This window comes from Bradyrhizobium sp. YR681, from assembly GCF_000282615.1.
Lineage (GTDB): Bacteria > Pseudomonadota > Alphaproteobacteria > Rhizobiales > Xanthobacteraceae > Bradyrhizobium.
Window position 1 is genome coordinate 17,033 of the sequence record NZ_AKIY01000022.1, and the last position, 12,873, is coordinate 29,905.

Here is a 12,873-nt window from a genome sequence, read left to right on the forward strand (position 1 = left end):
TCAAATGGTTCATTGCAGGCCGGAAGAGCTGGACCCCGTCGAGGTCGCCAGCGTGCGCAGGCCGATCTGGAACATGAACGCGTGGCTCAGCACGGGCGGCGTCGAGCCCGCGGAGTAGCTATACGAAGTTACGTAGTTCGCCGCCAGCACGAAGCAATCGTCGACATAGCCGGCGCCGACCACATACTGGTTGATCTTGTTGGCCTCGAGGTCCCAGCGCGCCGAACCCGTCACCACCCAATTGGCCGCGACCTTGAGCGAGCCTGAGGTCAGGATGCCCTCGCGGCGCGTCAGGTAGCCGAGCTCCGGCTGCGGCGCGTAATTGCCGTACATCATGCTGATCGACCAGCGATTGAAGTTGGCGCGGCCTTCCGCCTCGAAGCGCTGGATGTTCCAGGTCTGCTCGTCCATGCGGGAGCGGACACTGAACGTATAGGTGCTGTTGGGCGAGTAGCTGGCGCTCGCCACGTAGTCGGAGCGCGGCTTGTCGAGGCCGGAATCGAGGCCCGTATTGATCGAATCCTGGACCGCGTAGGAGTTCATGCCGAACAGCTGGTAGGACTGGCCGAACAGCACCTTGACGGCGCCGCCCTTGTCGAACTGCGTGGTGGCCTGCACGCCGACATTGGCGCGGCCGCCGCCCTCGACGCGGTCGTAGCCGGAGAACTTGTCGACGCTGAACAGGTTCGAGGCGTCGAACACCATGCTCTGGGCGTCCTCGTTCGGGAACTTGCCGGCATAGGTCTCGTTCGGGCGGATGATGATCTGGGCGATCGGCTCGACGGTGGTCGAGCCCCAGGGCTGAACGTTGATGAAGGGGTAGCGGTATTCCAGACCGACGGTCGGCATCAGGCGCAGCGCCTGGGTGTCGCCGGTGGGCAAGTAGTTCGACACGCCCGGCTGGTTGGAGATCGAGGAGTTGATCGCGTCGGCGCGCAGGATCGCGAACGGCGTCCAGATCTCGCCGAACGGGTCGGTGTAGGACTTGCGCCACTGCGCCTCGGCCGTCAGGCGGGTATAGGTGCCGGGGAAGCCGCGCAGCAGGCACTGCGACGGCGTGCGCGCGAGCGGGTCGGCCGACGCCGTCGTGCACAGGCTGTTGGTGTTGGCGAGCGTCGTGATCGGATCGAACACCGCGGTGTCGCGCGACAGGTTCACGAAATTGGTCTTGTAGCTGAACTCGCCGCCGAAGACGGGATAGTTGAGCACGTTCGAATAGTCGATCACGGGGTAGACGACCGGCACCTGGCTCTGGTTGCCCGAGTAGCTCAGCCAGTACATCGTGCGCGCGTCGAAGAAGCTGCGGTTGCCGACGCCGGTCAGATAGAGCTGCGAGATCGCGTCGGTCGGCAGGTTCAGGAACGAGCCGAGCGGATCGCGGTACTGCGCGAGGCGATAGTCCGAGAAGAAGTAGTAGTCCGACATCAGGACGCCGTCCCAACCCCAGACCCATTTGTCGTTCAGCGCGAACTGACCCTTGGTGTCGACGGCGCCGCGGAACTGGCGGTCACCCGGCAGCCCGGCGAACGCGCCCTGATCGAGCTGGTCGATGCCGTAGGCGCGCACCTGGTAGGCGCCGTCCATCAGGCGCTGGCGGAATTCGGCCTGGAACAGCACGCCCTGCCTGGACGTGATGCGCGGGTTGAAGGTTGCGTCCATGTCGGGCGCGATCGCCCAATAGAACGGAACCTCGACGGCGTAGCCGTAGGTCGACGAGTTCGAGGTGAAGCCCGGCATCAGGAAACCGGTCTTGCGCTTCACGGTCGGGTCGGGCGTCGAGAAATAGGGCATGTAGGCGAGCGGCACGCCGAAGAATTCGAGCTGTGCCGTCTCAAAATACAGCATCTTCTCCTGCTGGTCGTGGATGATGCGCGCACCCTTGACCTGCCAGAGCGGTGGCTTCTTCGGATCGTCCTTGCACGGCGCGCAGGCCGTGTAGACGCCGTTCTCGAACACCGTGTAATTGCCGTTGGAGCGGTCGGCGCGGCTCGCGGCCATGCGGGTCTGGTCGGCGGTGTCCACGCGCAGCGAATCGACGAAGCCGTCGCGGTAGTCGTCCGACAGATCCATGATCTCGGCATAGGTGATCTTGCCGTCGGCATCCGTCATGCGGATGTTGCCTTCGGCATGCAGGCGCTTGGTCTTCTGGTCGTAGATGACCTTGTCGGCCTCGACGCTGGTGCCGTTGTAGAACAGCTGGACGTTACCGACCGCGGAGACGCGCGAATTGTTGTAGTCGTAATCGACCTCGGTCGCCTGAACCAGCATCTGGTTGTCGTTGGCGGCTTTCGGCGGCTTGGGGCGCGGCGGCAGCGGATTGTAGGTGAAGCTCTGGGCGGAGGCGGGGGCCACGGCGGCAACATCCATCAGCCCGCCGAGCGATGCTGCGGCGGCAATCGCCAGCAGCAGCCGGCGAATGGACAAGCCGCATCCGTTCGCGCGCACCACGGTACGCCGCGTCAAACGAGACACGAGCCCTCGATGGACGGCAGTCACTAACCGTCCTCCTGATACAACAAGGCCAAAAAGCCGGTGAGGCCGCCCACCACCACGGGCAACCACGCCGCAGCGATCGGATGCATCAACTCAGCCTTGCTCAAATCTTCAGTCACTTTCGACAAAACGTAGAGCAGAAAGCCTGCGCCCACGCCACTCAAAACCATCTTCTGCACGCCGCCCATCCGGAAGAAACGCAACGACACCGAGGCCGCGAGCATCACCATCGCGGCCAGCAAAAACGGCTGTGCCAGCAGCTTCTGATACTGGAGTCGATATCCGGCTGTCGCGAACCCCGAGCTCTCGGACGAACTGATGTAGCCCGGTAGTTGCCAAAAGGACACAGTCTCGGGTGTGGAAAAGCTGTTGCGGACCTGGGCCTCGGTCAGCGTCGTCGGAATTTCCAACGTGGCCTGGTCGACCGGCGGCGAGTCGAGCGAGAAACGGCGCACGCCCTTGAACAGCCAGCGGCCGGATTCGAGCGTCGCCTCGCGCGCCTCGACCCGCTCCAGGAAGTGCTGCTTTGTGTCAAACCGGAACAGGGTAAGCCCGGTCAGCCGGACGCCCTGCTGCTCGCTGCGCGCCGCGTTGATGATGGTCTGGCCGTCGCTCGTCACCTGATTCAGCCAGAAGCCCGACGCATCCTGGATGCCGCCGCCGGGCGCCGAGCCGAACAGCTCGGCTTCCATGCGCTTGGAGAGCTCGCGCAGGTTGGCCGACATCGGATTGTAGGCGACGGTGGCGATCACCCCGATCAGCAGCGCGCTGCCGAGCGCCGGCGAAATGAACTGCCACGCCGAGATGCCGGCGGCGCGCGCGACCACCAGCTCGAGGCGGCGGGAGAGGGCGAGATAGCAGGTCATGGCGCCGATCAGCATGCAGAACGGCGTCAGCTTCTCGAGCAGCTGCGGCACCCGGAACAGCGAGGTCTCGGCCACCATGAGCGCCGAGGCGGATGCAAGGCCGGAGGTCTTGCGCACCATCTCGATGTAGTCGACCAGCACCAGCAGCAGGAAGATGCTGGCGAACACGCCGAGCGCCGCGACCACGAAGCGGCCGGCGAAATAGCGCCCGAGTGTGTTGGTGAGCATGCTCATGCGGTGACCGGCCGTCTGAACAGCCGCGCGATCCGCGCGTTCGATCGGTTGATGGCCTCCATGAGGCGGGCCGGCGGCTCGACCACGATGCCGCCGACGATCAGCCAGAGCCCGAGGCCGATGGCGCCCAGTACCATGACGTACTGGATCAGCACCGGGGCCGGCGACTTCACCGCCATCACCGAGCAGGCGAAGCCGGCCATGCGCAGGCCGAACACTGCGATGATCGACGAGCCGATCGAGAAATTGCGGCTCTGGCGGGTGGTGCGCGGCGCGCCGAGGAAGGCGAAGGTCAGCACGGCAAAGGCGAACGGATAGATCGGCGCCAGCAGGCTGTCATGGAGGGCCGAGCGGAACTGGCCGGGAATCTGCTTGTAGACGGGATCATCCTCGGACGGGGAGAACAGCTCCCAGAGATAGCGCTCGCGGATGCCGAGGGTGACGTCGCGGCCCTGGCCCGAGAATTTCGACATGTCGAAGCCGTAGCGGCCGAAGGCGACCAGCGCGGGATCGCGCTTGCCCGCCTCGAAGCGCTGGAGATTGCCGGTCTCCAGCACCAGGAACGAACCGGTGTCGTTCTTCACGACCTCGCCGCGCTCGGCGACGATCGAGACGCGTTCGTTGGGATCGCGCCGGTCGTCGATGAAGATGCCGGCCAGGATGCCGCCGGGCTGGCGCTCGCGGATGCGGATCGTGAGGTTCTTGTCGAGCTGGGCGAAGCGGCCGGGCTGGAGGATGTTGGTGAGCACGTCGGCGGTGATCTCGGCGTCCCACTGCTTGATCCGCCGCATGCCGTCGGGAGCGAGATAGGCTGCGATGAAGGCAACCAGCGCCGCCACCACGCAGGTGGCGTAGAAGAACGGATAGAACAGCCGGAACGGCGAGAAGCCGGCGGCATTCATCACGATGATCTCGGAATCGGTCGCGAGCTTGTTCAGCGTGTGCGAGATCGCGATCATCAGCGCGATCGGCGAGATGATCAGCACGAGCGCGGGCACGACGAGGCTGGTGATGCCGAGGAAGGTCAGGATGGTCTGACCCTGGCTCGTCATCAGGTCGATGCCGCGCAACGCCTGCGTAATCCAGATCACGCCGGTGAGGCTGACCAGGACCAGCGCAAACGACGCCAGCGTCGTGCGGAAGATATACCTATCGATCGACCCCATGCGCTACCGCACGAATCCCCACCAAGACCCCAATGCAGGCCGGAAGTCCGGTTGCCCAACCAATCCCCGATCAGGGGATCCCCAAGGTCGGCCAACCACCTCTTCCGCCGGCTTACTTTCTCACTACCATCCCTTTGATCCGTCAACAAAATGGCCGCCCCGTGGCGCCATCAATATATGGTTAATATTTCCCTCTTGTGGCATGGCTGCCACGGCTGGTGCTTGGCATCTGCCGGGCCGGTGGCCCATAGTGGCGGAAGTTCAGTGAATCGCCGTTCAGCTCCGGCCCGTGGCCGGGACCGCTGGGCAGCAAAAAGCCCCATGTTCTTGAGGAGTTACCCATGTCAGATGCCATCAAGGTCGGCTTCGTCCCATTGTCATCAGCCGCCCGTGGCATCCTGGTCGTGTTCTGTGACGACGGCTTGAAGCTGGGCCCGGCGACGGCCAAGGCGCTGGGCGGGGCCGCCGATCTCGTCAAGCGGGCGGCCTCCGCGGCCGGCTTCAAGGGTAAAAGCGGCGCGGCCCTCGACATCCTGGCACCGGAGGGGGTGAAGACCACCCGCCTGATCGTGATCGGCGCCGGCAAGCCGGCGAGCCTGAAGGCCAACGACTTCCTGAAATTCGGCGGCGTGGCGGCAAGCAAGCTCTCGGCTGGCGCCGCTGCCATGACCATCATGGCGGAACTGCCAGATGGCGCCATGGGAAGCGAGCAGGCGATCGCGATCGCGTCGGGCCTGCGGCTGCGGGCCTACAAGTTCGACCGCTACAAGACGAAAAAGAAGGACGGCGAGGAGGGCGGCGTGCGGGCCGACGTCTCGCTTGCGGTCGGCGATGCCGCCGCCGCGAAGAAGGCGTTTGCCTCGGCCGGCCATGTCGTCGACGGCGTGATCATCGCGCGCGACCTCGTCAACGAGCCGCCGAATGTGCTGTTCCCCGAGGAGTTTGCGCGCCGCGCCAGTCAGCTCCGCAAGCTCGGCGTCAAGGTCGAGGTGCTCGACGTCAAGGCGATGGACAAGCTCGGCATGGGCGCGCTGCTCGGCGTCGGCCAGGGGTCGTCGCGGCCGAGCCGCACCGTGATCATGCGCTGGGACGGCGGCAAGAAGGACGAGGCGCCGGTCGCCTTCGTCGGCAAGGGCGTCTGCTTCGACACCGGCGGCATCTCGATCAAGCCGGCCGGCAGCATGGAGGACATGAAGGGCGATATGGGCGGAGCTGCCTGCGTCGTCGGCCTGATGCATGCGCTCGCGGCGCGCAAAGCCAAGGCCAATGTGGTCGGCGCCATCGGCCTCGTCGAGAACATGCCCGACGGCAATGCGCAGCGGCCGGGCGACATCGTCACCTCGATGTCGGGCCAGACCATCGAGATCATCAACACCGATGCCGAAGGCCGCCTCGTGCTGGCGGACGTGCTCTGGTATGTCGCGAAAAAGACCAAGCCGAAATTCATGGTGGATCTGGCGACGCTGACCGGTGCCATCATGGTCGCGCTCGGCACCGAGCATGCCGGCATGTTCTCCAACAACGACGAGCTCGCCGAGCGCCTGCACGCGGCCGGCATCGAGAGCGGGGAGAAGGTCTGGCGCATGCCGCTCGGCCCCGAATACGACAAGCTGATCGATTCCCAGTTCGCCGACATGAAGAACACCGGCGGCCGTCACGGCGGCTCGATCACCGCGGCCCAGTTCCTCCAGCGCTTCGTCGACGGCACGCCCTGGGCGCATCTCGACATCGCCGGCACCGCCATGGGCGCGCCGAAGACCGACATCAACCAGAGCTGGGGCAGCGGCTACGGCGTCCGGCTTCTTGATCGATTGGTCGCAGATCACTACGAGCGCAAATGAACTGAGATGACCGAAGTCCTTTTCTACCATCTGCAAAACATGACGGTGGAGAACGTGTTGCCGCCGCTTCTCGAGAAATCGCTCGAGCGCGGCTGGCGCGTCGTGGTGCAATCGACCTCGGAGGAGCGTGCCGATGCGCTGGATGCGCATCTGTGGACCTATCGCGACGATTCCTTCCTGCCGCACGCGACATGGCGGGTGAACGACGCCGCCGATCAGCCGATCGTGCTGGCGATCGAGGAGGGCAATCCCAACGGCGCCAATGTCCGCTTCCTGGTCGACAATGCCGCGCTGCCGCAGGACGCGCAGGGCTATGAGCGCATGGTGCTGCTGTTCAACGGCGACGATCCGGACGCGCTGGCCTTGGCCCGCAGTGCCTGGACGGATTGCAAGACCAAGGGATTTGATGTCACCTATTGGCAGGCCGACGAACGGGGCCGGTGGCAGCGTCGGAATTAGCGGTCGTTTGCAATTAATGATAATTTGCACTTTCGTGGCAATGCTGGCGTCGGCCACCTTCGTGCCGCAAAGTGATGTTGGGACAATCGTTTAGGGCCGGTCCTTCACGCGGGGAATTTAGTTTATCGTGCGACATCAAAAGCTTCCCAGCTCGCTCATAATTGCGTTGGCCGCCATGGCACCGCTGGTCGCGGGCTGCTCGGGCGCCGGGACCGATCTGCTGTCGAAGGATGCAGAATGGTTCCAGCGACCCGGCCGCCTCTTCATCAAGAACATCTCGATTGAATCGCCGCCGCTGACCCCCGACAAACCTGTGGCCGCCGAGGATCTGGTCAGCGCCGACGGCGCCTGTCCCGGCATGGCGCCGCCGCCTGGACCGGCCGATGCCAACGCATCGACGACGTCGCCGGCTCCGATGGGCGGCACGGTCGCGCTCGGCCACACCGAATGCGACGTGGTGCGCGGCATCGGCGCGCCCTCGAATGTCAGCCTCTCCGGTGACGCCGCCGGCCGCCGCGTTGCCGTCGTCACCTGGAACACCGGCCCGCGCGCCGGCATCTACACCTTCACGGCCGGCCGCCTGTCCTCGATCGAGGGCAACCCGGAAGCGCCGGTGATGCCGAAGGCGACCAAGCCGAAGCCGAAGAAGAAGTCGGCGTAAGGCGAGCGCGCGGGACGGCCATGGCCGTCCTTCCCTTGCATCTTCGCCATGGCTCGTCGCATCGCTCGCGTTTCTTCCAGTCATGGATGCGGAAAAGTGCGACGCGGCTTTCCGAAGTGCCTGAACAGCGTTGACGATTGAACATCTCGTCGCGTATCGGGCCGCCGCCCATCATGATCGTGCTTGCGACACTTTTGCCGAGTTCGCTTTCCCCGATGGCCGCGCGGCCCCGGATGCGCTTCTATGGCGCGATAGGGAATCCGGAGGAAAGCATGCGTTTCATCACGATCGTGTCGGCTCTGCTTCTGTCGCTCGGCGCGGCAGCCGCACAGGACTATCCGACGAGGCCCATCACCGTGCTGGTGCCGTACGCCGCCGGCGGGCCGACCGACACCATCGCGCGCCTGACCGCGGCCGGCATGTCGAAATCGCTCGGGCAGCAGATCATCGTCGAGAACGCGACCGGCGCCGGCGGCACCATCGGTACGACCCGCGCCGCGCGCGCCCAGCCGGACGGCTACACGCTGCTCGTCCATCATGTCGGCATCTCGACCGCAGCCACGCTGTACCGCAATCTCAGCTATGACACGAAGACGGCGTTTGCACCGATCGGGCTCGTGACCAACGCGCCGATGACCATCATCGCGCGTCCCGATTTCCCGGCCGACACGCTCAAGGAGCTGGTCGCCTACGCCCAGCAGCAGGGCGACAAGCTGACCTACGCCAATGCCGGGCTGGGCGCGGCATCGCACCTGTGCGGCATGCTGTTCATGACGGCGATCCAGAAGCAGCTCACCACGATCCCCTACAAGGGCAATGGTCCGATCATGAACGACCTTCTCGGCCGGCAGATCGATCTGACCTGCGACCAGGCGACGAACACGACCGGGCCGATCGCGGCCAAGCAGGTCAAGGCCTACGCGGTCACCACCAAGGAGCGGCTGAAGAGCCTGCCCGATCTGCCGACGGCCGACGAGGCCGGCCTCAAGGGCTTCGAGCTCGGCGTCTGGCACGGCCTCTATGCCCCCAAGGGCACGCCGCCCGCGATCGTTCAGAAGCTGACGGCCGCGCTTCAGGCGGCACTGAGGGATCCCGTGCTGATCGCCCGGTTCAACGACATCAACACCGAGCCGGTCCCTCAGGACAAGGCGACGCCGGAGGCGCTGGGCGCGATGCTGGCCAGCGAGGTCGACCGTTGGGCCCCCATCATCAAGGCGGCGGGACAGTACGCGGATTGAGCGGGACGATCCGCAAAGTTAAAGCCGTTCGATGGCTTGGATGCGGGTAATTTATTACCCGTACTGTGCATGGGGTTGTTTCGAGATTTTTGATCTATCCCGCCGCCTCGTCGAACTGCGAGCTCGCCTCCAGCCACTGCTCCTCGGCGCGCGCCAGCGCGTCGGCGGCATTGGCGCGGGCCTTTGACAGTTGCGCGGCCTGCTTGGGGTCGCGCGTGAAGATGTCGGGGAGGGACAGGGCGGTGTCGATCTTGGCGATGATGTCGGTGACGCGGGCGATCTCGCTCTCGGCTTCGGCGATGCGCTTCTTCAGCGAGCCGCGATTGTCCGATCTCGGGCGCTGCGGCTTCTCGGCCGCGACGCTGCGCTCGCGCGGCGCGGGTTCGCTGTTGCGCGCGGACAGCACCAGGCGGCGGTACTCGTCGAGGTCGCCGTCGTAATTGGTGACGGTGCGGTCGGCGACGATCCAAAGCCGGTCGGCGCAGGCCTCGATCAGATAGCGATCATGCGAGACCATGATGACGGCGCCGGGGAATTCGTTGATGGCTTCGGCAAGCGCGGCGCGGCTGTCGATGTCGAGGTGGTTGGTCGGCTCGTCCAAGATGATCATGTTGGGGCCGAAGAAGGTCGCAAGGCCCAGGAGGAGCCGCGCCTTCTCGCCGCCCGACAATTTGCTGACCTTGGTGTCGGCGGCCTTGCCGGAGAAGCCGATCGCGCCGGCGCGTGCGCGCACCTTGGCCTCGGGCGCATCGCCCATCAGCTTGCGGACGTGGTCGTAGGCGGAGCCGTCCTCGTTCAGCTCGTCGAGCTGATGCTGCGCGAAATAGGCGATCGAGAGCTTGTCGGCGCGCGTCACCTTGCCGGAGAACGGGGCGAGCCGTCCTGCGAGCAGCTTCACGAGCGTCGACTTGCCGTTGCCGTTGGCGCCCAGCAGCGCGATGCGGTCGTCATTGTCGATGCGCAGGGTGACACGACCGAGCACCGGCGTCGCCGGATCGTAGCCGACCGCGGCGTTGTCCACCGCGATGATCGGCGGCGACAGGATTTTCTCCGGCGCGGGAAAGGAGATCTCGCGCACGTCCTCGGTGACCAGCGCCGTGATCGGCTTCAGCCGCTCCAGCATTTTCACGCGTGATTGTGCCTGCCGGGCTTTCGAGGCCTTGGCCTTGAAACGGTCGACGAAGGCTTGCAGGCGGGCGCGCTCGGCCTCCTGGCGCTTGACCGCCTTGGCATCGAGCAGCTCGCGTGCGGCGCGCTGCTCCTCGAAGGAGGAATAGCTGCCCTTGTAGAGCGTGAGCTTGCCGCGCTCCAGATGCAGGATCTGGTCGACCGAGCTTTCCAGGAGGTCGCGGTCATGGCTGATCACGATCACCGTGCGCGGATAATGGGCGAGGTGATCCTCAAGCCACAGCGTGCCCTCGAGGTCGAGATAGTTGGTGGGCTCGTCGAGCAGCAACAGGTCGGGGGCTGCGAACAGCGTCGCGGCCAGCGCGACGCGCATGCGCCAGCCGCCGGAGAATTCGGCGCAGGGGCGCAGCTGGTCGGCGGCGGAGAAGCCGAGGCCGGACAGGATCGCAGCCGCCCGGCTCGGCGCCGAGTGGGCGTCGATGTCGACCAACCGGGTCTGGATCTCGGCGATCCGGTGCGGGTCGGTCGCGCTCTCCGCTTCGTGCAGCAGCGCGTCGCGTTCGAGATCGGCCTTGAGCACGACGGAGATCAGGCTCTCCGGGCCGTTCGGCGCCTCCTGGGCGAGGCTGCCCACGCGCCAGCGCGGCGGCAGGCTCACCGTGCCGTGCTCGGCCGAAAGCTCGCCGCGGATCACCTTGAACAAGGTGGACTTGCCGGTGCCGTTGCGTCCGACCATGCCGACGCGCGAGCCCGGCGTGATCTGCACGGAACTCTGGTCAATCAAAAGGCGTCCGGCGAGGCGGATGGAGAGGTCGGTGATCGCAAGCATGCGGCCTTGTCACCGCAGCCGGGGCCAAACGCAACCCGTTTTTCCGTGTGGCCGGTCAGTGCGCGCCGCTCTCGCGGTCGCGTTTCTTCAACTGGTCGAGGAGCTGTTCAAGATGCGTCGGCAGCCGGGGTTCGGGGCGCAGGCTCTGCTGGAGCCGCTCGCCCACGGCATCGCAAATCGAGCGGCTGGTGCGCCGGTCCATTTGCTCGCTGTCATTGGCAAGAAGGCTGGCCATCGCAGGTTCCGTGTTCTCTAGGTAACGACACGGTACCAAGTCATTGGCCCCCCAAATGGTTTCGCCGGCCGTGAGGAATGCCGGGCATTCCAGTCAAAATTGTATGAATTCGTCGCGCCGGCCCAAATACAAAGCCCCGGCGCTGGGGGGAACGCCGGGGCTTCGCTTGGAAGGTACCTGGGGGGCGTCGGTACCTGTGGAAAGGTGCTTGTTGAAAGGTGCTGTCGGGCTCAGTAGCAGCGGTTGATCATCCGCCAGCGGGGTCCCCAGGGGGTCGGGACCAGCCGGCGCACATAGCAGCCGCCATAACCGTAGGAGACGGGGGCGTAGAAGCGCGGTCCGCCCCAGCGGTGGCCGCCGCCGTGCCAGCCACCACCACCGTGGAAGCCCCAGCCGCCGCCATGCCAGTGTGCGGAGGCCGAGGTCGGGGCCAGCGCGGCACCCAGCGCAACCGCGGCGACAGCGGCAAGCGAAAGTTTCCTCAACATGGTGATCTCCTCAGAACTGCCGGCGCGGGGCTATCGCGCCGATGGAAAGGCCGCCGAAACGGTCCGCCTGACGATCAAGCTTCGGTTTCGATAGACCCGACCTTACGCCGGCGAGGCTGAACCAAACCCTGACGGGCCCTTCAGATTGGGTTCATCTGGGTGAAATCTCGGTAATCAACGCCCAAATACGGCGGGGCCGCCTGCGGCGAAGCGCCCGTGAGTCGGTTTTGGCGGTCGCTTGCCGTATGGCAAAGGCGCCGATATAAGCCCCGCAACTCAAGACCACCGCTTTCTTCTCAAGGACAAGATTATGGCCATCGAACGCACTTTCTCGATCATCAAGCCCGATGCGACCGCGCGCAACCTGACCGGTGCGGTCAACGCCGTGATCGAAAAGGCGGGCCTGCGCATCGTCGCGCAGAAGCGCATCCGCATGACCAAGGAACAGGCCGAGACCTTCTATGCGGTCCACAAGGCCCGCCCGTTCTTCGGCGAGCTCGTCGAGTTCATGACCTCGGGCCCGGTCGTCGTCCAGGTGCTGGAAGGCGAGGGCGCTGTCGCCAAGTACCGCGACGCGATGGGCGCGACCGATCCGTCCAAGGCGGCCGAGGGCACCATCCGCAAGCTCTACGCAAAGTCAATCGGCGAGAATTCCGCGCATGGTTCGGATGCGCCGGAGACCGCCGCGATCGAGATCGCGCAGTTCTTCTCGGGCAACGAGATCGTCGGCTGATCCATCAGCCGCTAGTTTAGGCCCCTGGGGCGAAAGGACTCATTGTGAACTGGCTCTGGCAGATCTTCGATCCCGCTACGATCGGGGCATTCTTCACCCAGTTCCGCAACGAGATGGCCGAGCCGACCTTCTGGATCGCGGTCGGCAAGATCATCTGGATCAACATCCTTTTGTCCGGCGACAACGCGCTGGTGATCGCGCTCGCCTGCCGCGGCCTGAAGCCGCGGCACCGGCTGTGGGGCATGATCTTCGGCGCCGGCGCGGCTGTGCTGCTGCGGATCATCTTCACCGGCATCGTCGCGAGCCTGATGGAGCTGCCTTATCTCAAGCTCGTCGGCGGTCTCGCACTGATCGTGATCGCGGCCAAGCTCCTGGTGCCGGAACAGGAGGACGAGGACGGTGTCGAGTCCGCCTCGCATCTGTGGCAGGCGGTGCAGATCGTCGTCGTCGCCGACATCGTCATGAGCCTCGACAACGTCATCGCTGTGGCGGCGGCTGCCAA

Annotated in this window: 12 protein-coding genes; 6 read left to right on the forward strand and 6 right to left on the reverse strand. The window is 65.3% G+C overall.

Annotated elements, in window-relative coordinates:
* Positions 1-9: 9 nt before the first annotated feature.
* Genes PMI42_RS03715 through lptF form a run of 3 tightly spaced genes read right to left on the reverse strand, consistent with a single transcriptional unit; the run spans position 10 to position 4,759 of the window.
* Entirely contained in the window at positions 10-2,496 is a 2,487-nt protein-coding gene (locus tag PMI42_RS03715) for an LPS-assembly protein LptD (protein ID WP_008130720.1), read from the reverse strand.
* A complete protein-coding gene (gene lptG / locus PMI42_RS03720; RefSeq protein WP_008130721.1) occupies positions 2,496-3,593 on the reverse strand; it encodes an LPS export ABC transporter permease LptG in 1,098 nt (365 codons plus the stop codon). The genes PMI42_RS03715 and lptG overlap by 1 nt, the downstream gene beginning before the upstream one ends.
* Positions 3,590-4,759: an LPS export ABC transporter permease LptF gene (gene lptF, locus PMI42_RS03725; protein WP_008130722.1), complete on the reverse strand. Its 1,170-nt coding sequence runs from the start codon at positions 4,757-4,759 to the stop codon at positions 3,590-3,592. The genes lptG and lptF overlap by 4 nt, the downstream gene beginning before the upstream one ends.
* Before the next feature lie 341 nt (positions 4,760-5,100).
* Between lptF and PMI42_RS03730 the strand changes: the two genes are divergently transcribed.
* The 4 genes from PMI42_RS03730 (at position 5,101) to PMI42_RS03745 (ending at position 8,958) form a co-directional block, all read left to right on the forward strand.
* Entirely contained in the window at positions 5,101-6,600 is a 1,500-nt protein-coding gene (locus PMI42_RS03730) for a leucyl aminopeptidase (protein WP_008130723.1), read from the forward strand.
* A gap of 6 nt (positions 6,601-6,606) precedes the next feature.
* Positions 6,607-7,059, forward strand: a complete 453-nt coding sequence (locus PMI42_RS03735; RefSeq protein WP_008130724.1) for a DNA polymerase III subunit chi — start codon at positions 6,607-6,609, stop codon at positions 7,057-7,059.
* Between the two features lie 166 nt (positions 7,060-7,225).
* A complete protein-coding gene (locus tag PMI42_RS03740) occupies positions 7,226-7,720 on the forward strand; it encodes a hypothetical protein (RefSeq protein ID WP_193376317.1) in 495 nt (164 codons plus the stop codon).
* A 272-nt stretch (positions 7,721-7,992) separates the two neighbouring features.
* Positions 7,993-8,958 carry a tripartite tricarboxylate transporter substrate-binding protein gene (locus PMI42_RS03745; protein WP_008130726.1) on the forward strand — a complete coding sequence of 322 codons (966 nt, stop codon included), beginning with the start codon at positions 7,993-7,995 and terminating at the stop codon, positions 8,956-8,958.
* A 94-nt stretch (positions 8,959-9,052) separates the two neighbouring features.
* On the opposite strand, the gene PMI42_RS03750 is transcribed toward PMI42_RS03745, so the two are convergent.
* From PMI42_RS03750 to PMI42_RS03760, 3 genes are all read right to left on the reverse strand, one after another.
* A complete protein-coding gene (locus tag PMI42_RS03750) occupies positions 9,053-10,915 on the reverse strand; it encodes an ABC-F family ATP-binding cassette domain-containing protein (RefSeq protein ID WP_008130727.1) in 1,863 nt (620 codons plus the stop codon).
* 55 nt (positions 10,916-10,970) lie between these two features.
* Positions 10,971-11,150: a hypothetical protein gene (locus tag PMI42_RS03755; protein WP_008130728.1), complete on the reverse strand. Its 180-nt coding sequence runs from the start codon at positions 11,148-11,150 to the stop codon at positions 10,971-10,973.
* A gap of 230 nt (positions 11,151-11,380) precedes the next feature.
* Entirely contained in the window at positions 11,381-11,638 is a 258-nt protein-coding gene (locus tag PMI42_RS03760; RefSeq protein ID WP_008130729.1) for a hypothetical protein, read from the reverse strand.
* 310 nt (positions 11,639-11,948) lie between these two features.
* Between PMI42_RS03760 and ndk the strand changes: the two genes are divergently transcribed.
* Positions 11,949-12,371: a nucleoside-diphosphate kinase gene (gene ndk / locus PMI42_RS03765; RefSeq protein ID WP_008130731.1), complete on the forward strand. Its 423-nt coding sequence runs from the start codon at positions 11,949-11,951 to the stop codon at positions 12,369-12,371.
* 44 nt (positions 12,372-12,415) lie between these two features.
* Positions 12,416-12,873 (forward strand): YjbE family putative metal transport protein (locus PMI42_RS03770; RefSeq protein WP_008130732.1); only part of this gene is annotated, 458 nt, incomplete at its 3' end.